The organism is Loktanella sp. 3ANDIMAR09, from assembly GCF_001420005.1.
In the GTDB taxonomy this organism is placed as follows: Bacteria; Pseudomonadota; Alphaproteobacteria; order Rhodobacterales; family Rhodobacteraceae; genus Loktanella.
The window spans coordinates 205569-225412 of the sequence record NZ_LJAK01000006.1; the positions used below are offsets into that span (position 1 = coordinate 205569).

General features: G+C 62.5%; 16 protein-coding genes. 13 read left to right on the forward strand and 3 right to left on the reverse strand.

Features of this window, described 5'->3' with window-relative positions; translation table 11 throughout:
* Positions 1-54 precede the first annotated feature (54 nt).
* The 3 genes from urtC to urtE are packed head-to-tail and all read left to right on the forward strand — an operon-like array spanning position 55 to position 2658.
* Positions 55-1221, forward strand: a complete 1167-nt coding sequence (urtC, locus tag AN189_RS11215; protein WP_056035595.1) for an urea ABC transporter permease subunit UrtC — start codon at positions 55-57, stop codon at positions 1219-1221.
* Positions 1218-1967: an urea ABC transporter ATP-binding protein UrtD gene (gene urtD, locus AN189_RS11220; RefSeq protein WP_056035597.1), complete on the forward strand. Its 750-nt coding sequence runs from the start codon at positions 1218-1220 to the stop codon at positions 1965-1967. The genes urtC and urtD overlap by 4 nt, the downstream gene beginning before the upstream one ends.
* On the forward strand, positions 1960-2658 hold the full coding sequence (urtE, locus tag AN189_RS11225) for an urea ABC transporter ATP-binding subunit UrtE (protein ID WP_056035600.1): 699 nt from the start codon (positions 1960-1962) through the stop codon (positions 2656-2658). The genes urtD and urtE overlap by 8 nt, the downstream gene beginning before the upstream one ends.
* 71 nt (positions 2659-2729) lie before the next feature.
* On the opposite strand, the gene AN189_RS11230 is transcribed toward urtE, so the two are convergent.
* Positions 2730-5966, reverse strand: coding sequence for an autotransporter outer membrane beta-barrel domain-containing protein (locus AN189_RS11230; RefSeq protein WP_056035603.1), 3237 nt, complete (start codon positions 5964-5966; stop codon positions 2730-2732).
* A 273-nt stretch (positions 5967-6239) separates the two neighbouring features.
* On the opposite strand from AN189_RS11230, the gene AN189_RS11235 reads away from it, so the two are divergent.
* Positions 6240-7121 (forward strand): hypothetical protein, encoded by an 882-nt coding sequence (locus AN189_RS11235; RefSeq protein WP_056035606.1) that lies wholly within the window; start codon positions 6240-6242, stop codon positions 7119-7121.
* Here the strand turns inward: AN189_RS11235 and AN189_RS11240 are convergent.
* On the reverse strand, positions 7118-8221 hold the full coding sequence (locus AN189_RS11240; protein WP_157057462.1) for a TIGR03032 family protein: 1104 nt from the start codon (positions 8219-8221) through the stop codon (positions 7118-7120). The two genes, AN189_RS11235 and AN189_RS11240, sit on opposite strands and share 4 nt — an antisense overlap.
* Before the next feature lie 88 nt (positions 8222-8309).
* A complete protein-coding gene (locus AN189_RS11245) occupies positions 8310-9230 on the reverse strand; it encodes an AraC family transcriptional regulator (RefSeq protein WP_056035609.1) in 921 nt (306 codons plus the stop codon).
* A 41-nt stretch (positions 9231-9271) separates the two neighbouring features.
* Between AN189_RS11245 and AN189_RS11250 the strand changes: the two genes are divergently transcribed.
* The 9 genes from AN189_RS11250 to AN189_RS11290 all read left to right on the forward strand — a co-directional run bounded on the left by AN189_RS11250 (position 9272) and on the right by AN189_RS11290 (position 19611).
* The gene (locus AN189_RS11250) at positions 9272-10759 is read left to right on the forward strand and encodes an aldehyde dehydrogenase family protein (protein WP_253279604.1); all 1488 of its coding nucleotides are present in this window, start codon (positions 9272-9274) and stop codon (positions 10757-10759) included.
* 51 nt (positions 10760-10810) lie between these two features.
* Positions 10811-12010 carry an amino acid ABC transporter substrate-binding protein gene (locus AN189_RS11255; RefSeq protein WP_056035615.1) on the forward strand — a complete coding sequence of 400 codons (1200 nt, stop codon included), beginning with the start codon at positions 10811-10813 and terminating at the stop codon, positions 12008-12010.
* Positions 12011-12073: 63 nt separating this feature from the next.
* Positions 12074-12940 (forward strand): branched-chain amino acid ABC transporter permease, encoded by an 867-nt coding sequence (locus AN189_RS11260; RefSeq protein WP_083484365.1) that lies wholly within the window; start codon positions 12074-12076, stop codon positions 12938-12940.
* Complete coding sequence (locus AN189_RS11265) at positions 12937-13872, forward strand: branched-chain amino acid ABC transporter permease (RefSeq protein WP_056035618.1); 936 nt, start codon at positions 12937-12939, stop codon at positions 13870-13872. The genes AN189_RS11260 and AN189_RS11265 overlap by 4 nt, the downstream gene beginning before the upstream one ends.
* A 1-nt stretch (position 13873) precedes the next feature.
* Positions 13874-14605: an ABC transporter ATP-binding protein gene (locus AN189_RS11270; protein WP_056035621.1), complete on the forward strand. Its 732-nt coding sequence runs from the start codon at positions 13874-13876 to the stop codon at positions 14603-14605.
* A complete protein-coding gene (locus tag AN189_RS11275; protein ID WP_056035623.1) occupies positions 14598-15743 on the forward strand; it encodes an ABC transporter ATP-binding protein in 1146 nt (381 codons plus the stop codon). Before AN189_RS11270 ends, AN189_RS11275 begins: the two co-directional genes overlap by 8 nt.
* Position 15744: 1 nt before the next feature.
* A complete protein-coding gene (locus AN189_RS11280; protein WP_056035625.1) occupies positions 15745-17211 on the forward strand; it encodes an aldehyde dehydrogenase family protein in 1467 nt (488 codons plus the stop codon).
* Complete coding sequence (locus tag AN189_RS11285; RefSeq protein WP_083484366.1) at positions 17211-18017, forward strand: coniferyl-alcohol dehydrogenase; 807 nt, start codon at positions 17211-17213, stop codon at positions 18015-18017. The genes AN189_RS11280 and AN189_RS11285 overlap by 1 nt, the downstream gene beginning before the upstream one ends.
* A gap of 13 nt (positions 18018-18030) precedes the next feature.
* Positions 18031-19611 (forward strand): flotillin family protein, encoded by a 1581-nt coding sequence (locus tag AN189_RS11290; protein ID WP_056035629.1) that lies wholly within the window; start codon positions 18031-18033, stop codon positions 19609-19611.
* Positions 19612-19844 lie beyond the last annotated feature (233 nt).

Below are 19844 nucleotides of genomic sequence, written 5' to 3' on the forward strand. Positions count from 1 at the left end.
CCCCGCCATCGCGACGCGCAATGCGCGGCGCAAACCGATCAAGGATGCCACCGCATGACCCAGGGCTTCATCATCCACAACCGTTCCGTCATGTGGTTCATCGGGCTTCTTGGACTGTTCACGCTCCTCGTGACCCTCGGATCAGAGGCGATGGGCACGGGCGTCATCTCGACCTCTCTGGTCAAGACATTGGGCAAGACGCTCTGCCTGTGCCTGATCGCCATCGCGATGGACGTGGTCTGGGGCTATTGCGGCATCCTCAGCCTGGGACATTTCGCGTTCTTCGGCATCGGCGGCTATGCTATAGGCATGTGGCTGATGTATGCCCGCACCGAAACCATCGTGACAGAAAGTCTGGCACGTCAGGTGATTCCACCGACCCCGGCAGAGGTCACGGATGCCATCGGGGCGCAGATTTTCGGTGTGGTCGGCAGCTCTGATTTTCCGCTGATCTGGTCCTTTGCCGACAGCCTGATCCTGCAATTGCTGATGGTCGTGCTGGTGCCGGGACTGCTGGCACTGGTGTTCGGCTGGCTTGCGTTCCGCAGCCGGGTCACGGGCGTCTATCTGTCGATCCTGACGCAGGCCATGACACTGGCGCTGTCGCTTTATCTGTTCCAGAACGATTCCGGTCTGCGCGGCAACAACGGCCTGTCGGGCCTGCAGAACATACCGGGGTTCGAGTCAACGCCGCAGGCCACCATCAGCCTTGTGTTTTTCTGGGGCTCGGCGCTGGCATTGGGCCTGGGCTATCTGCTGTTTGCCTTTGTCGTCGGGGGCAAGATGGGCAGCATCGTGCAGGGGATCCGCGACAACGAGGCCCGTGTGCGGTTCCTGGGCTACCGGGTCGAGGGGTACAAACTATTTGTCTTTACCCTGACTGCCGTCGTGTCCGGCATCGCGGGCGCGCTGTATTATCCGCAGGCAGGCATCATCAACCCGGCGGAAATCGCTCCTATCGCATCGATCTATCTGGCGGTCTGGGTCGCGATCGGCGGGCGCGGGCGGCTTTATGGCGCGGTCATCGGGGCCGCGCTGGTGTCGCTGCTGTCCAGCTGGTTCACGGGCGGCGGTGCGCCTGACGTAAACCTGGGGTTCTACACGGTGCAATGGACCGACTGGTGGCTGGTCCTGCTAGGCGTATCGTTCGTCTGTGTCACGCTCTTTGCACCCAAGGGGATCGGCGGGCTGTTCGACTATCTGATAAGGAAACCGCGATGATCAGCCTGCTCGAAGTCTCTGGTGTCAGCAAAACATTCGACGGGTTCCGCGCGATCAACAACCTGTCGATCCAGATCAACGAACCCGAACTGCGTGCCATCATCGGCCCCAATGGTGCGGGCAAGACGACGTTCATGGATATCGTCACCGGCAAGACGCGGCCCGACACCGGTCAGGTCCTTTGGGGTGAGCGTAACGAAAGCCTGACCGGCCTGTCAGAGGCCGAAATCGCCAATCGCGGTATCGGGCGCAAGTTCCAGAAACCGACGGTCTTTGAAAACCAGACCGTGCGCCAGAACCTCGCCATGGCGCTGAAAAATCCACGCGGCCCGCTGGCCGTCTTGTTTTTCAAGGAGCCCCGAACCGATGCCGACCGGATCAGTGACATCGCTGGCGAAATTGGGCTGGCCGACCAATTGGCCCGGCCCGCCGGCGAATTGAGCCACGGGCAAAAACAATGGTTGGAGATCGGGATGCTGCTGGCGCAGGACCCGCGCCTGTTGCTGGTCGATGAACCTGCCGCCGGCATGACCGCCGAGGAACGCGAAAAAACCACAGACATTCTGAAACGCGCGGCACGAACCCGTGCGGTCGTGGTCGTCGAACACGACATGGAATTCGTGCGCCGCCTGAATTGCAAGGTCACGGTGCTGCACGAGGGGCATGTGCTGGCCGAAGGGTCGCTGGATCACGTGACAGCCGATCCCACCGTGATTGATGTCTATCTGGGGCGCTCCGATGCTTGATGTTGCCGACCTGTCGCTGAAATACGGGCAAAGCCAGATCCTGTATGATATCTCGCTGACGGCCCCCGCAGGTCAGGTCACGACCGTGATGGGCACCAATGGCGTGGGCAAGACCAGCCTGCTGCGCGCCCTGTCCGGGCGGCATCCCTACAGTGCGGGCACGATCCGGCTGGACGGCGATTCGCTGGTGCATCCCAGTGCGGCACAGGCCGCACGCGCAGGTATCGCCTATGTCCCGCAAGGGCGCGAAGTGTTCTCGATGCTGAGTGTGGCGGAAAATCTGGAAACCGGGTTTGCCTGTCTGCCGCGCGGCGATCACCACGTGCCTGACTGGATCTATGACCTGTTTCCGGTCCTGCGCGACATGCGGCACCGTCGCGGTGGTGATTTGTCGGGGGGACAGCAACAGCAATTGGCCATTGCGCGGGCGTTGATCACCAAACCCCGTGTCCTGCTGCTGGACGAACCGACCGAAGGCATCCAGCCCAACGTCATCCAGCAGATCGGCCGGGCCATCGTGCAGTTGCGCGATCGTGGCGACCTGGCAATCATCCTTGTGGAACAAAACGTCGATTTCGCGTGGTCGGTCGCGGACAACTTTGTGATGATCAAACGCGGGGCTGTGTTCCGCAAGCTGTCAAAGTCGGACAGCACACGCGCGGATATCGTCGACTCTCTGTCGCTGTCATAAGGCCCTCTGAACACCACGCATGAAAAGGGCGGCACCTGACACCAGATGCCGCCCCACTGTGGTTTTGGCGATCAGAACCGGATCGTCAGACCGACACCGGCCCGCAGGGCATTGACGTCGTCACCCAGGCTGCCGCCAAGGTTCACAAAACCTTCGACGGCGTCCTCGATCTCGTAGGTCATGTTCATGTCAAGCGACAGCAGATCGTCGGCACCGGATTTCACCGCCGTGTCGAACGCGCCCTCGACGCCCGTGATCGTGCCGATCGCATTTGTGTCCTCGCCGGAAATCATGGTGTCGTAGACCATCGTGACGCTGGGGCGCAGGGTCGTGCCCAGCGCATCATAGACGGCCCCGTAGCGCAGACCGATACCGGCATAGACCGCGTCAGAGTCCAGCTCCGCGACGTTGAGGTTCTGCAAACCCGCACCGGTTTCGCTATAGCCGTCGACAGTCGCCTGATAGCCGCGCAGACGCACCAGCGGTGCAAGACGCGCGCCGCTGGTCAGACCCATTTGCGGTGCCACATCATAAGAGGCCTCGACCAGCCCGGACACCGTTTTCACATCCGTTGTGGCCGTCGCGACTGCGGCACCAACGCGGCGCGACAGATCGAACTCAGACGCCGAATAGCCCAGCGCACCCGTCAGGCGCAGCGCACCCTGCGCATAGTTCCCCGACAAACCAAAGTGCAGATCATCGGAGTCGGCCGCACCCTCTGCGGTGTCCACATTCGTCTGGCTATACCCCAGCCCCAGGTTCACCTGATAGGACGCGGCATCACCGAGGCTGTTGTAGAAACTGACACCCGCCGCGATACCGGTCGACTGCACGTCATAGCCGGACTGACCGGCCGCATCCTCGACATCGGATTTCTCTGCAAAGGTCGAAAAGAACGTGCTCATGTCGATATCGGTCAGACCTGACATACCCGCGGGTTCGGATTTCGTGCTGATGAATTCCGACGTGGCAACGTTCCGGGTTGATACCGTGCCTTCAACAGCGCCGGAACCACCCGTCGGCAGATTTGCCATGGCATCCGAGAATTTCAGACCGGAAAATCCGGCCGATGCGCCAGAAGCCGGGCCATTGGTCTTGTCGGACGCGCCGGGGGCCGCAGGCGCGGGGCCGGCACCGCCGCCCGGCGCTGCCTCTGCGACCGTTGCCGTCAGAACGACACTGCTGCCGTCGTAGACATCCTTGAAATCGACATCGACCAGATTGTCGGTCACGGTGCCAAAGGTGCCGTCGACGCCCTCGTCCGCGACAAGGACCGTCCACGCCAGATCGTCGCCGTTGTAGTCGCCAGCCGCTGCCGTCACAGCCAGGCTCGCCGCGTTGCTGATGCGCGCGGCATCGCCCACATCGATCAGGTCGCTGGAGCCATCCGCACGCAGGTTCACCGCAAAGGTGCTGCCAGCCTCGAACGTCACATTACTGCTGGACGTAAGCGTACCGATCCCGGTGCCTGATCCGGGCGAGACGACCGTGCCACTGCGGGCGATCAGACTGCCAAAGCCGCCAGCGCCTGTCAGGCGTCCACCGATCAGGTCGATGGCCATTCTGTTAGCCAGCGTCTTGTCCAACTGCACGGTGCCTTCGCGAATGTTCAGGTTATCGACGAATATGTTGGTGCCGTTCAGTGTCGCCGTGCCGCTGCCAACCTTGTCGAAAACATCAAACCCAAAGAACTGCTCCGACGTCCCTTCTTCGGGGCTGATCATCACCATGTCGGTCATGGCAAGCGGTTCCGCTACGACGGTCTGCTGGGTCAGAGCATCTTCGAAAATTGCACCAATCGCCCGTGGCGCGACCAGCGCACCCTCGTAGTCGCCACCGATCTTGCCGATGTCAAAGCTCAGATCGCCGTCACCACCCAGGGCCAGGACATCGTCCGTGCGCGGACCCGAAACATAGACATTGCCCGTGATGTCATACCCGGACTGAAGTTCGACCCGGTTTGCCGGTAGCGTCAGGTCCGTCCGGTCGTCGATGATGGCGATGGCCGCGCCTGTCTCGATGTCACCGCCGACGACCCGCCCTGCCACGGTGATGTCGGATGCATTCTGAAGAGACACGATGGCAGCAATGCCCTCGCTCGCGTCGACGGACCCGCTTTGTGTGACGCGGATGGTGTTGGTGCCGTAGGCGGTCGGCAATGCCGCACTTCTTTGTGGTGAATTGGAGTTGGCGAAACCAGAAATATTCTTGCCGACCAGAATGCCATATGGACCGGATGACGTGAGGGCATCGCGGGCATACCGGGCAACGATATCCCCTGAAATGCTGATGTCATGTGAATCGCCATTGCTGCGAATGCCGGTCGCAGCCGTGATGTTGCTGCCTTCGACGACAGTGATCTTGACGGTTTCGGCACCGTAATTGCCCTGGCTCAATTTCTCGTCGGCCCTGTTCAGGATACCGTATTTCATGGTCGCCTCGGGTACCGCGATTTCGACGGCCTGGGGCGCGGTCGCTCTTGTCAGGACAGGCCCCTGGCTCTCGGCCCGGTGCGCGATCCCACCGGTTCCGACGGTGATATCGATAGAACCACCGGACGCAAATGTCTGGATACCGTACTTGTCTGCGGCAATCTGACCTGAGCCGGTCTCGATGGCGATGCGGCCACTCCCGCTTGTTCCGATGCGGTACCCACGATTGTCGACAACAATGCCATTTGAACCGCCGATGACATTACCGCTGCCCGTCGTGATGCTGATGTCGCCCGTGCGCGTGATTGCAATCGGTTCAACCGCAGCCCTATTCGACGTCTCGGATTGAGGAATATTGACCTGGAACTGACGTGTCGCCACAATCCCGGCACCAGACGAGGTTTGGATATCGCCGTCACCTGTCACAATCCGGATATCGCCAGTAGACGCCTGGGCCCTGATCGGGTTGCCACCTGATCGTTCACCCTGGATCGCACCTTCCATATTGATATCGATCACCGGATCCGAACCCGGCGCTTGGGTGACTGCCGTCGCCAGAACCACGCCGTTCAGTAACGTCCCCGGCTTGACATCGATCTTGACCGTCGATCCTTGCAAATCGATGATAGTTCCGGGGCCCATAAAATTGGCACTCGGTTCGACGATGACGTTTACATCTGCCTCTGATTTTTCAAGGACCAACGGCTCACCAATATTACCCGCGCATGTGTAGGTGCCCGTTGCGATATCGAAATCACAGCCCGCTACCTGCGCCTCGGCCTGTCGCCCGTAGGACACCAGCCCCATTGCCAGAACCGACACGGACAGCAGCAGCTGTCCTCGGGTTATTGCTGTTTGCGCCTTAAATTCTGACATATAAAATCCTTTTGAAAACATGTTTGAGAGCCACCGCCAGCTGAATTTTTCGATCTGCAGCGCGGCCGTCTCGCGATCAACACAACGTGACGCTAGCCGCCGGCTCGGACGAAATGTGATCTATCTGTCGGTTTACAGAGGGAATTTTTTTCGACGTTGCCCAACTGACACGTTCAGCACATCCTATGGCTGTGCCGGCGACGTGGTCCGTTAATCGGGTTACGAACGGCCAGACACGCGCTAGGCTGCAAGCGACAAGGATGGAACCCATTTATGGCAGACTTTCGCGCCCTGGCACGCCAGCAACCAGCGGTGCGCCATTATATCAAGCATCGCAAATGGGTCGATCGGGCGGGCGTCATCGCCTATGCGCCGATGCTGCGGACGCCGGTTTTCACGACCGATGCCGCAGGGTTCCGCCGTGGGATACTGAATGGTGAACCCTATGATCTGAACGCCGCTTTTTCCGGCAATCCCTATGCCCTGGTGATGGGATCCAGTCACGTTTTCGGGTTCGGGCTGGACGGTGATGCCCTGACCATTCCGTCACAGGTAGCGGCGCACAGGGGCTTGCCCTGCCTGAACATTTCCTTCCCCGAGGCGCAGCTGCACACGCTGTATGCCGTGGCACTGCGGATCTGCGCGCAGGCCCCCCGCCCGCCTGCGTTCATCGCCCTGATGCCGGGTGGCGCACTGACACGGTTCGAATTTGTCCGCAGTTGCGATCCCTTGTTCGGGGTGCCTGATTTCCAGACCACCAATGCAGACTGCCCCCCACCCGGCAGCGCACAAGAGACCGCAGCCTATCATGCGCTCAGGGCCTATTTGGCGTTCTGGATCGGCGAATTCGAAATGCTGGCAGCCAGACACGGTGTCGCATTTGTCCTGCACCCCGAATTCACCGCTTTTGAGAAACCGGCGCTGTCGGACGACGAACGTGCCTGCGGCCTGACTGTCGCCCAATCGGATGCAGACCATCTGCGGTTTCAGACCCACCGCCTGCGTTGCGCAGACTACAGGGCATTCGTGATCGGATTGTTGCGGCCTGCCACCCGTGTGGCGCTGTGCGAGGCGGCAGAACTGACCTATGTCGATGAATATCACTATACCGCCGACGGGGCCGCCGTCATTGCGGCCGCCATCGCCCGGGCCTAGGACTGCGCCTTGTCCAAGGTGATCAGGTGAACGATGTCGGGTGCCGTGAACCCCAGCGACATCGCGCATGACGTCCCCCCGATCACGGCGGTGTCATAAAGTTCGGTCACCGTCCCGTCGATCCGGAACCAGTGGTCGACCTTGCCACTGCGCAGATCCACCACCTGTATGCCGCACCATGCGTCGCTGTCGGTCTCTTGCAATCGACGATCCAGCGCCAGCCCCTCGAACCGTTCGTAGCGGGGTTTTGACAGGCCGATCACCGCATGATGACCATGAAAGGACAGGCCGCGTGCAAATCCGGGCAGGAACTTGATCGGCCGGAATGCCTGATCGGCTGGTGCATCGGTATCGACCCAGCCCAATTCACCCGTGCCGGAGTTCAGCACATACAGACGCCCCTCATGCAGACGCGGCGAATGGGGCATGGACAGGCCCGAACAGACCACGGCCCCGGTGTCCACGTCGATCACGACACCGCCATCCTGTCGCCTGTCGCGCCAGCCGTCGATCGTATCCGACCGCGAACAGGCCGTGACATAGCGCACGCGCCCCGCCTCTGACGTGCCTGCCTCGCCCATCGCGAGGCCGTTCAGGTGACAGCGGTCCTCTTGCACCAGATCGGACACGAACTGTGGCCGCCAGTAGGGGCTGAAGGAATGACGATCCGACACCGTGGCCAGACAATTGTAGGACGTATTGGCAAAGACGATGCGCCCGTCGTCCAGCATGCCCACGTCATGCACGTCCAGCTGGCCCGTCGTATGCAGCACACGCGGCACGAACAGACCGTCGAACAGGGTATCGGCGACCTCGCCCGGGTGCAGGACATTTTCAAACCGGGTGATCTGAAACAAGGTCGCAAGCAGGATGGTGCCGGATCGCGGCGTCGCCAGCCCCATTGCCTTTTGATAGACGCGCTCGTTCACCATCAGGCCACCCGTTTCCGGGTTCTGCCCGAGCAGGTAAAACCGTCCCGACTGATAGGATGTCATCGCAACACAGATGTGCTGGCCTGCACACCAATCCGCAAATCCCGGCGACACCGAATATTGCGTTTCCGGCTGGGTTCCGGGGTCGGTGGCTTGGGCCTGATCCATCGTGCTGCATCCTGTTGCGTCGTGTGAACAGCCTGCGGCATGCGTCCGGGTTCAACAACCCGATTTACGTCAACAGCGCGGCATTGCGTCAGGGCCAATCCGCATAGCTGCGCAGCCGGACCGCCGACTGTGTGCCGGCCTGCTGCATCAACGCCTTGCGAAACGCACCGGGCGGCAGGCCGACTTCACCTTTGAAAAAGGTGCTGAACTGTGGCGTGCTGCGAAACCCGAGGTGATCCGCGATCTGATCCAGCGTCAGGTGCGAGCGTTGCAGCAGGGCCTGCGCCTCGAAAGTCAGACGGTCACGGATCAGCCGCTGCGGCGACTTGCCCAGCTTGCGCTTGCAGATATCGTGCAATCGGTCCGGCGAAATCCCCAGTTCCGTGGCAAAGCGCGCGACCGGCCACCGTTCGCGCAGATGCGCCTCGACCAGATGGCGGAACCGTTCCAGCGTCAGGTTCGTGGTTCTGTAGGGATGGTCCTCGATCATCTCATTCACGCCGGCACGCCACAGCGACACCAGCAGGATACGGACCTGCGCCTCGATGACCGTCTCCATGCCTGTCTGGGCGGCGTCCAGCTCGCGAAAGATCGCGTCGAAACAGGTGGACAAGGTTTGCAGGATGTCGGGCTTTGCCCCCAGATCCAGCGTAAAGGCCCGCGCAGACATCAGGCGCAGGGCCGCGGCCTCTGGTTTGTGACCGATGGCATTGCTCAGCATCGCATCGCCCAGCGTCATGATGACGCCGCTGCTGCCGGCCCGCGCCTTGACCCGCGTCTCGGGCTGTTTGGGTGTCCAGTTGATCGCGGGCCCGGTGATGACCTCTTCTTGGTCTGGCGTCATGCGGACCGCCGACCCCGACAACACCATGATGCATTGCACGGGACGGCCCGGAAAATCCACCAGACCACCCAGGAATCGGTCGGCCAGGCCGCCGCGAAAAACATCGGCATGAACCGTGGCGTGACGCGCCGACAGTGGGGTGCCACCCCTGAATCCGGAAATCATGACCAGATCATGACATGAAAAGACCGGATATCAATATTTTTATGCGCTCGCGTTACATTAAGCTGTCCGAGCCGCCTTGGGAGGGGTGTGCGCGCAAACCGATGGAGGTCCGTTTGTGCGTCAGGGCAGATTGGGAGGGATACGTGCGGCATCAGGCGTCACAATTCAGTCTGATCACAGGGTCGGATGCCGTCGCTGTCGCGGTGGACGGGGCCGTGAACGCCGCTGCTGCGGCCTTTCCGCTGTGGTCACGCAGATCGCCCGCCGACCGTGCAAAGGTCCTGCTGGACATGCGCGCCGCACTCGATGCCAACCGCGACACATTCTACGCGCTTGCAGCCGAGGAGGTGGGTGCCGCACACCCCTGGACCGCCTTCAACATTGACCTTGCCATTGCACAATTGACCCATGTGGCAGGACTGGCCCCTGCATTGGCCGACCAGCGGATTGACGATCCGGTCACGGGCAAACAGTCGATCATCCGCAGGCAGGCCGCTGGCGTCGTGCTGGGCATGGTGCCGTGGAATGCGCCGATCACGCTGGGCGTGCGCGCGGTCGCCGGTGCGCTGATGTGCGGCAACACCGTCGTGATGAAAGGGTCGGAACGCTGTCCGAAAACGCATCGGCACCTTGTCGATGTCCTCAACAGCGTCGATCTGCCCGAAGGTGCGCTGACCTGTGTTGTCGGCGAGGCGGAACAGGCCCACGACACAATGGCGCAACTGATCGCGCATCCCTGCATCCGCCGGATCAATTTCACAGGATCCACCCGCGTTGGCCGTGATGTGGCCCTCGCCGCCGCACGCGACATGAAGCCCGTCCTGCTGGAACTGTCCGGCAAGGCGCCGCTGATCGTGCTCGAGGACGCGGATCTGGATGCCGCTGTCGAAGCAGCCTGTTTCGGGGCCTATTTCAACCAGGGCCAGATCTGCATGTCGACGGACTGGATCATCGTCGTCAAAGCCGTCGCAGACGAATTCGTCGCGAAACTGCAGGCCCGCGCCGCAGACATCCGCGCAGCCGACCCGGTCAAGGAAACCGCCACACTGGGCCGCATGATTTCCGCCGATGCCGCCCAGCGCATCCACGGCCTGATCGAGGACGCCGTGTCCAAGGGCGCGCGCCTGCTGGTGGGCGGTCAGATCGACGGTTGCGTGATGCAACCTGCGCTGCTGGACGGGATCGCGGCCAACATGCGCATTTTCCACGAAGAAACATTCGGCCCGCTTGCCAGCATCATGCGGGTCCAAGACGCCGAGGAGGCCATCTCGATCGCCAATGATTCCGATTTCGGGCTGAATGCCGCCGTCTATTCCCGGGATCAGGACCGCGCAAGCCGCATGGCCGACCGGCTGGAATACGGGGTGGTCCAGATCAACGGGCCAACCGTGCACGATGATCCGGCCATGCCGTTCGGGGGCATGAAACACAGCGGATACGGTCGGTTCGGTGGCCTGGAGGCCATCAACGAGTTTACCGAATTGCGCTGGATCGCGACGCATAGCGCGGGTCAGACGCCGACACTTTGAAACGACGACGGGCATCCGCCCACACGATCAATTGCAAATGGAGGATACGCAATGAACCGCAGACCATTTCTGAAACTCGTCAGTGCGCTGACCATCGCAAGTGCGCTGGCCGCATCTGCCGCCACAGCCGAAACCATCCGCATCGGTGCCGTGGCCCCCAAAACCGGACCGCTGGCCGGTGGTGCAACCGTCACACAGTGGCCGTCGATCTATCTGTGGGTGGAACAGGTGAACGCCGCGGGCGGCCTGACCGTCGACGGCGAACAGATGATGATCGAACTGATCGAATACGACGATCAGACCAACCCCGGCGAGACGATCAAGGCCGTGCAACGTCTGGCCACGCAGGACGACGCGCATTTCATCATCGCACCCTATGGCACGGGTCTGAACCTTGCTGCCGCACCGCTGTTCGACCGCTACGGCTATCCGCAGATCGCGGTGTCTGCGATTACCGACCAGCAACCGGAATTGTCGGCGCAGTTCCCCAACATGTTCTTTACCCTTGGCACCACCACCGCGCTGGCCGCCGATGTGGTCAAGGTGCTGACCGACATGCGTGACGCAGGCCAGATGGGCGACCGCGTCGCCATGGTCAACGTGGCCGACGCCTTTGGGATCGAACTGGCCACTGCCGCCAAGCCGCTGTTTGAAGAGGCCGGGTTTGAGCTGGTGTACGAGACATCCTATCCGCTGGGCACGCAGGACCTGTCCCCTGTCATCAAAGGCGCCGCAGCCGCTGCACCCGATGCCTTCGTCGCCTGGTCCTACCCGCCCGACACATTCGGCCTGACGGAACAGGCGATGATCGAAAACCTCGACGTCAAGGCATTCTATACCGCCGTTGCAACGCCGTTTCCCGGCTATGGCGCGCGTTTCGGGGCCGCGGCAGAGGGCGTTCTGGGGGCCGGTGGCGTGAACCCCGACAGCCCTGCATTCATGGAATACGCCGCAGCCCACGAGGCCGTCACCGGCGAAAAGCCGGACTATTGGGCCTCTGCCACGACCTATGCCTCGTTGGAAATCCTGGGTCAGGCCATCGAGGCCGTGGGCCTGGATCGCGCGGCCGTCACCGCACATCTGCGCGAGAGCACCTATGAGACCATCCTTGGTCCCATCAGCTTTGACGAGAACAACTCCAACCCCGACTTCTGGACCGTCGGCCAGTGGCAGGGCGGCGTGTTCAAGGGCGTTGCATCGCGGGGCCGCGACGGCACCGTCCCCGTCATCCTGAAGGACGGCTGGGAATAATCCCGCACACCAAAAGGGGCGGCGTCCGCGCCGTCCCGCACCGATCATCTGGGGAACACCACTTTGGACATTTTGATCACAGGTATTCTGCTGGGCGGCACCTATGCGCTGATCGCGATGGGCCTGAACCTGCAATACGGCGTTGCCCGGATCATGAATCTGGCCAACGGTGAAATCCTGGTTGCCGGGGGCTATTTCGCGTTCATCGCCTACACGGCGACGCAACTCAGCCCGATCCTGACGATCTTTCTGGTGGCCCCGTTGGCATTTGCGCTGAATTGGCTGATCTACCGCCTGATGCTGCAACCGCTGGTCAACCGCGCAAAGAATCGCGGTCAGCTGGAAACCGACAGCATCCTTGCGACCTTTGGCCTGTCGTTCATCGGCTTGGGTCTGATGCTCAGCTTTTTTGGCGGTGACTATTTTTCCTACAGCTTCATGGCTGTCCCGGTCGAACTGCTGGGCAATACCTACGGGGCCAATCGCGTGCTGTCCTTTGTGATGGCGGTGCTGATCTGCGGCGCGCTGTATCTGTGGCTGAACCGGTCGCGTGCGGGTCTGTCGATCCGCGCGATTGCGACGGCCCCTGCCTCTGCACGGCTGGTCGGCATTGATGTCAAACACCTGTCGGCGCTGGCCTTTGCGCTGGGCGGCGCTGTGACGGCGGTGGGTGGGGCGCTGATTTCAACCTACCTCACGCTTGATGCATCGACCGGGGTCGTGTTCACCCTCAAGGCGCTGATCATCGTGATCATGGGCGGCGTGGGCGACGTGCGCGGCACCATCGTCGCGGCCCTGCTGCTGGGGATACTGGAAACGCTTGTCGCCAGCCTGCTGGACCCTGGCCTGACACTGGCCGCCGCCTACGTGATGTTCCTTGGCATCCTGTTGTTCCGCCCGCAGGGCCTGTTCGGAAAGAAACCGACATGAGCCTGACCGCCACCGATATCCGCAATCTGTGTCTTGCAACCCTCGTTTTTGCCGTCTGTGCGCTGCTGCCGCTGGGCGATCAAGGCTACTGGCTGGGGCTGGGCGTCACCATCGCGATGTTCACGGCCCTCGCAACATCCTGGGCGCTGTTTTCAGGCCCGACCCATTACATCAGCCTCGCGACAGCCGCGTTTTTCGGGGTCGGCACCTATGTCACGGGCCTTGGCATCGACACGCTGCCGTTCTGGTCGCTTGTTGGCCTTGCAGGCGTCATCGGCGCGGTGCTTGCCGCCCTCGTGGGCCTTGCGACGCTGCGGCTGTCGGGCGTCTATTTCGTGATCTTCACCCTCGGGCTGGCCGAACTGGTGCGGCAGGTCATCACATGGGTGCAGAACAATTCAGGGCAAAAGGGCCTGTACGTGCTGACCGACCTCGACGAGGCGGGGATCTACTGGTGGCTGCTGGGCCTGTCGGCGGCGGTGTTTCTCGCGGGCTGGCTGATCGGGCGGTCGCGGCTGGGGTTCGCGCTGCGGATCATCGGCGATGATGAAACCGTCGCCGCCCATTCCGGAATCAACACCGCGCGCGCCAAGGTGCTGCTGTTCATGGTGCCCGGTGCCGTGGCCGCCATGACCGGTGCGATCCTGGCGCCGCGTTATGTCTATATCGAACCGTCGCTGGCATTCGCGCCGATCCTGTCGTTTCAGGTGGTCATCATGGCGCTGCTGGGGGGTGCATCCCGCCTGTGGGGGCCGGTGCTGGGCGTCATTCCGTTCACATTCCTGCTCGAGGCCGTGTCGTCCAATTTCCCCAACCAGACCACGTTGGTCATCGGCGTGGCATTCCTGGTGATCGTCTATCTGCTGCCCGGCGGTTTCGTCGGCCTGATGGGGCGGATCAATCGCCACCTGAACACGCGGGAGGGCACATAGCATGAGCACCCCCGTCCTGTCCCTGCGCGGCGTGACCAAACGCTTTGGCGGGCTGGTTGCCGTGAATGCGATGGATTTCGACGTGGCAGAGCGTGAGGTCTTGGGCCTGCTTGGCCCCAACGGGTCCGGCAAATCCACGACCCTGAACCTGATTTCGGGCGCGCTGCCGCTGACCTCTGGCCATGTATCGCTGTGGGGAAATCGCATCTCCGGCCTGCCCGCCCAGACCATCACCCGCAAGGGCGTCAGTCGCACGTTCCAGCTGGTGCGCCTGTTGCCATCCATGAACGTGCGCGAAAACGTGGTCGCGGGGGCTGTATTCGGCCATCGCAGACGGTGGGGACAGGACGCCTGGGACCACGCCGACGCGCTGCTGGACAAGGTGGGCCTTGGCGGCAAGGGCGACATGGCACTGGGGCAGCTGACCTATATCGACACCAAGCGGGTGGAACTGGCGCGCACGCTGGCCAGCGACCCCAAGGTGCTGTTGCTGGATGAATGGCTGGCGGGCCTGAACCCGACCGAACTGCAAATCGGGATCACGCTGATCAAATCGCTGCGCGACGAGGGCCGCACGATCATCCTGGTGGAACACGTCATGGATGCGATCCGGTCGCTGTGCGACCGCTGCGTGGTCATGGCATCGGGCACCAAGATCGCCGAAGGGACACCGACGCAGGTCTTGTCCGACAAGGAAGTCATTCGCGCCTATCTGGGGGACGACGATGCTTGAGATGACAAACGTCACCGTGCGCTACGGCCAGCACCGGGCGCTGGAAAACGCGCATGTCACCGTGGGCAAGGGGGAAATCGTCGTCATCCTCGGGGCCAATGGCGCGGGTAAATCCACCCTGCTCAAGGCCGCAAGCGGGATCTGCGAAGGTGCCGTGACCGGCGACATTCGCCTGGATGGCACGGCGCTGAACGGGCTGAGCGCGAACCGGATCGTCGATGCGGGACTTGCACTTGTGCCAGAGGGGCGCGGCGTGTTCCCCGACCTGACGGTGCGCGAAAACCTGACGCTGGGGGCCTATGCGCCACGCGCACGCGACGACGAGAAAATGACGCTGGACCGTGTGTACAGCCTGTTTCCGAAACTGGCAGAACGGGGCAGGCAGATCGTCGGCACCATGTCGGGTGGCGAACAGCAGATGGTCGCGATTGGCCGCGCCATGATGTCGAACCCGACGATCCTGACGCTGGACGAACCATCGCTGGGCCTGTCGCCGCTGCTGTCCAAGGAGTTGTTCCAGAACCTCGCCCGCGTCCGCGAACTGGGCATCGGCGTGCTGATGGTTGAACAAAACGCCAAACAATCGCTGGCCATCGCGGATCGCGGGTATCTGATCGAAAACGCCCATGTGGTGCATCAGGACAGCGCCGCCAACCTGATGAATGACCCGGCCGTTCAGGCGGCCTATCTGGGCGTCGGCAGCGGCGACGAAAGTGGTGCGCCACCCCCCCCGTCCGAGATGCCTCAGACGGTGGCCGAAACCTTTGCCCTGCGGCCACGCAGCCAGAAAACCATCTCGGCGGACAGCATCCTTGGCCGTTCCGTCGATGATCTGGTCGCGGCGGCGGGACGTCAAAGCGTGGCTGCCACGATACAAAAGCGGCCTGACCAAAGGCAGGCGCAAACGGCAACGGTGCCGACGGATCGACTGGCCGCAACGTTGGCCGACATCGAACGCAGCGCGAGGGCCGCCCGCAATCGTCCCAAACCGCAGCCACGGCCTGACCGCCATGCGCCGTCACCGTCCCCCGCCCCACCGACCGCGGCCAAACCACGCCCCGTGATCGAGGTTTACCGCGCCCCGCGCGTCGAAGTGTACCGCCGCCAGCCCGACGGCAGCGGATTTGAAAGGAAATAGGATGCTCGATTCACAGACCCATAACAAAGGCATGTTCATCGGCGGCAACTGGGTGTCCTCGAACACCACGTTCGATGACATAAACCCGTCCACGGGCGATGTCTGGGCGCAGGTCCCCGACGGCGGCCGCGCCGAGGCACGCGATGCGATCAATGCAGCGCAGGCAGCCTTTCCAGCCTGGGCAGGGCTTCATTTTCAGGACCGCGCCCGCATCCTGCTGCGCGCCGCCGACGTCTGGGAGGCGCGCAAGGCCGATTTCGTTGCCGCCGCACAGGCCGAAGGCGGCGGCTGGTTCGGCAAGGGCATGTTCGAGGCGGGCTATGTCCCAGAGGTGTTCCGCGCCGCAGCCGCCATGTGTTACAACGCGGTGGGTGAAATGCTGCCGTCGCAACACGGCAAGGTGTCGATGGTCGAACGGGTCCCGATGGGCGTGATCAGCGTCATCAGCCCGTGGAACATGCCCGGCATCCTGACGGCGCGCGGGTTTGCCTTTCCGCTCGCAGCGGGCAACACCATCGTGCTGAAACCGTCAGAGGACACGCCCTATGCGGGCGGTCTGTTCTTTGCTGAAATCATGCAAGAGGCGGGCATCCCCAAGGGCGTGTTCAACGTCGTGACCTGTTCGCGCGAACGCGTGGGGGAAATGGGCGACGAACTGGTGGAAAACCCGTTGGTCAAGGGCATCTCGTTCACCGGGTCCACACCCGTGGGTCGTCAGATCGCGGCCAAGGCGGGCGCGCACCTGAAAAAGGCCTGTGTCGAACTGGGTGGCAAGGACAGCCTGATCGTGCTGGAGGACGCCGACATGGACCGTGCGACCTCTGCCGCGAGTTTCGGCAGCTTCATGCATCAGGGCCAGATCTGCATGTCCGTCGAAAAGGTGCTGGTCCACGAAAGCATCTACGCCGATTTCCTGCGCCAGTTCGTCGCCCGCGCGGCCAAGCTGAAAACCGGGGACACGGCGGACAAGTCCAACGTGATCGGCCCCCTGATCAACGACCGTCAGGTCGAACGGGTGAAATTCCAGATCGAGGACGCGCTGGCCAAGGGGGCCAAGGCGGTTCTGGGCGGTCGCGTCTGGGACAGGTTCGTGGAACCCACGATTCTGACCAACGTGACCCCCGACATGGCGGTCTGGCAGGAAGAAACCTTTGGCCCCGTGGCGGTCGTCGTCCCGTTCAGCACGGACGCAGAGGCCATCGCCCTGAACAACGACACCGAATACGGGCTGAGTTCGGGCATCATCACGGCCGACGAAAACCGCGCGCTGCATATGTCACGCAAGCTGGAAACCGGGATGTGCCATGTGAACTGTTCGTCGGTGAATGACGAACCGCACGTGCCGTTTGGCGGCAGCAAGGCATCAGGTGTGGGCAAACACGGGGGGAAATGGTCGATGGAAACCTTTACCGAAACGCGCTGGATCACGCTTGATCGCGGCGGCCGTCCGTTCCCGCCGGTGTTCTGATGGGCTGGGAACGCGCACCCCTGCTGCGGGGCAAAACGATTGTCGTCACTGGATCGGCTTCCGGTATCGGGCTGGAAACCGCACGGGTCTGCACCGCGATGGGGGCCCGCGTGCTGGGGATCGACGTGACCAAACGGTTCGACCATGTCGAGGAATTCTACCGGGCCGATCTGTCTGACGGGGCCACCATCGACGCGCTGATCGACGCCCTGCCGGACGGCATCGACGGGCTGGCAAATATCGCGGGGCTGCCGCCCACCGCCCCGGCAGACAAGGTGCTGGCGGTCAACCTTTTTGGCCTGAAACACCTGACACAGGGTCTGATCGCGAAAATGAACGACGGGGCCAGTATCGTGAACCTCGCCTCGCTCGCGGGCTTCGGATGGGCTGACGCGATCCCCGCGATCCGCGTCAGCGAGGGCGTGCATGTCGACGATGCGGCGCGCTTTGCCCAGACGCATCAGATCACCAACGCAGGCGGGCGCAGCTACTTTTTCTCCAAGGAGGCGCTGATCGCCTGGACGTTGCAGAACCGCTGGACCTGGCGCGAGCGCGGCATCCGCATGAACACGGTCAGCCCCGGCCCGGTCGATACCCCGATCCTGGGTGATTTTCTGGAAACGCTGGGGGCCCGCGCCGAGGAAGACGCCCGCGTCATGGACCGCCCCGGCACGCCGGCCGACCTCGCGCCCATCATCGCATTTCTGCTGTCGGACATGACCACCTGGATCCGCGGCACCAACATCCCCGCCGACGGCGGCATGTCATCAAACATCCTGTGCGACATGCACGGGCTGTCATCATAAGGGAGGCCACATCATGTCTGCATTGGCTTGGATCATCATCATCCTCATCGTGGCGGCGATCATCATTGCGCTGGCCGCGTCATTCTACCAGCGCGCCACGAACGAGGTCGCATTGGTGCGCACTGGTCTGGGTGGCCGCCGCGTCGTGATCGACGGCGGCACATTGGCGATCCCCTATTTCCACGAAATCAACCGCGTCAACATGCAGACCCTGCGCATGGACGTGGCAAGATCCGGTGAATCGTCGTTGATCACCAAGGACCGCCTGCGTGTCGATGTCGGTGCCGAATTCTATGCCAGCGTGACGCCCAACGACGATGCGGTCACCCGGGCGGCCCAAACACTTGGCAAACGGGTGTTCCAGCCAGACCAGCTCAAGGGTCTGATCGACGGCATGATGATCGACGCGTTGCGGTCGGTGGCCGCACAGATGACCATGGATGAGTTGCACGAAAACCGCGCCAGCTTCGTCAGACAGGTGCGCGAGGCACTGACCGACACGCTGGCGAACTATGGTTTGCAGCTGGACTCCGTGTCTCTGACCGCGCTCGACCAGACCCCGTTCGCCGCACTGGATGAAAACAACGCCTTCAACGCCGTGGGCATGCGCAAACTGGCCGAGGTCATCGCCAAGTCCAAGAAGGAACGCGCCGAGATCGAAGGTGACAGCCAGGTCAGCGTCGCCCGCGCCGCCATGGAATCCGAACGGCGCAAACTGGAAATCAACCTTGACCAGCGCCGCGCCGAAATCGCGCAGGCGCAGGAAATCGAAACCCTGATCGCGGCGCAATTGTCCGAAATCGCGGCGCGCAAGGCCGACAGCGAACGCAGCGCAGCACAGGCCCGCATCCAGATGGAACAGGATATTGCCGCCGCCGATATCGCCAAGGAACAGGCCCTGCGCCAGGCGGAAATCGCCCAGGCGCTGGCACTCGACATGGCCGAGCAGGACAGCCACATTTCGCGTGCCGCCAAATCCCAGGAAGAAAGCCGCGCCCAGACCGAGGCGGACACCGCGCGGATCGCAGCCGTGCAGGCGGCAGAGGCGCTCTTGACCGCCCGGCAGATGGCCGAGGCCGAACGCCGCAAGGCGCTGGCCCTGATTGCGGCGCAGGAACAGGCCGAGGCGACCGCCGCCCGCGCCCGGATCATGGCCGCAAGTGACAAGGCCACCGCCGCCGACAAGACCGCCGCCAAACGCGAAGAAGCCGAGGCGATCAAGGCTGTCAGACTGGCCGAGACAGAGGCGCATCTGGCCCAGATCAATGCTGAGAATGCCCGTTCAGAGGCGCAGGTCGCCATGGAACTGGAACTGGCACGATTGGGGGCCCTGCCAAAGATCCTGTCCGAAATGGTCAAACCCGCCGAAAAGATCACCGGCATCTCGATCAACCAGATGACGGGTCTTGATCGCAACTCTGGCAGTGCAGCGACGTCGCCGATCAATCAGACGGTCGATGCGATCATGGACATGGCCGTGTCCCTGCCCGCGCTGCAAAAACTGGGGGAATCCATCGGCGTCAACGTTGATACGACCCTGACAAGGCCGCAGTCGTCCACGGGCAAACGGTCGCCAGAGACTGGCACGACCTGACGCACGCGGGGACCGGGCGCGCGACAGTTACGCCTGGGGCACCATGTCGGTGAAACAGAGCCGGACAGTCTTGCGCCTCGCGGGCGATTGCAGACAGCCCGTGGCCTGAAAGGTTTTGACTGCGACAGCATAAGCAAAGCCCCGCGCCTGATGCTGGCCTGCGGTGTCATGTCCCTTGCCGCGATCCGAGCATGGAACCTGCGCGCCGCGGTGGGGGCTCGCGCAAAGAACTG

What these genes read in the sequence shown, in the direction of transcription:
- urtE (WP_056035600.1), top strand. Translation starts at nt 1,960, where the DNA reads ATGCTTGATGTTGCCGACCTGTCGCTGAAATACGGGCAAAGCCAGATC.
- urtC (WP_056035595.1), top strand. Translation starts at nt 55, where the DNA reads ATGACCCAGGGCTTCATCATCCACAACCGTTCCGTCATGTGGTTCATC.
- AN189_RS11230 (WP_056035603.1), bottom strand. Translation starts at nt 5,966, where the DNA reads ATGTCAGAATTTAAGGCGCAAACAGCAATAACCCGAGGACAGCTGCTG.
- AN189_RS11270 (WP_056035621.1), top strand. Translation starts at nt 13,874, where the DNA reads ATGAGCACCCCCGTCCTGTCCCTGCGCGGCGTGACCAAACGCTTTGGC.
- AN189_RS11255 (WP_056035615.1), top strand. Translation starts at nt 10,811, where the DNA reads ATGAACCGCAGACCATTTCTGAAACTCGTCAGTGCGCTGACCATCGCA.
- AN189_RS11280 (WP_056035625.1), top strand. Translation starts at nt 15,745, where the DNA reads ATGCTCGATTCACAGACCCATAACAAAGGCATGTTCATCGGCGGCAAC.
- AN189_RS11275 (WP_056035623.1), top strand. Translation starts at nt 14,598, where the DNA reads ATGCTTGAGATGACAAACGTCACCGTGCGCTACGGCCAGCACCGGGCG.
- AN189_RS11290 (WP_056035629.1), top strand. Translation starts at nt 18,031, where the DNA reads ATGTCTGCATTGGCTTGGATCATCATCATCCTCATCGTGGCGGCGATC.
- urtD (WP_056035597.1), top strand. Translation starts at nt 1,218, where the DNA reads ATGATCAGCCTGCTCGAAGTCTCTGGTGTCAGCAAAACATTCGACGGG.
- AN189_RS11265 (WP_056035618.1), top strand. Translation starts at nt 12,937, where the DNA reads ATGAGCCTGACCGCCACCGATATCCGCAATCTGTGTCTTGCAACCCTC.
- AN189_RS11250 (WP_253279604.1), top strand. Translation starts at nt 9,272, where the DNA reads ATGCGCTCGCGTTACATTAAGCTGTCCGAGCCGCCTTGGGAGGGGTGT.
- AN189_RS11285 (WP_083484366.1), top strand. Translation starts at nt 17,211, where the DNA reads ATGGGCTGGGAACGCGCACCCCTGCTGCGGGGCAAAACGATTGTCGTC.
- AN189_RS11240 (WP_157057462.1), bottom strand. Translation starts at nt 8,221, where the DNA reads ATGGATCAGGCCCAAGCCACCGACCCCGGAACCCAGCCGGAAACGCAA.
- AN189_RS11235 (WP_056035606.1), top strand. Translation starts at nt 6,240, where the DNA reads ATGGCAGACTTTCGCGCCCTGGCACGCCAGCAACCAGCGGTGCGCCAT.
- AN189_RS11245 (WP_056035609.1), bottom strand. Translation starts at nt 9,230, where the DNA reads ATGATTTCCGGATTCAGGGGTGGCACCCCACTGTCGGCGCGTCACGCC.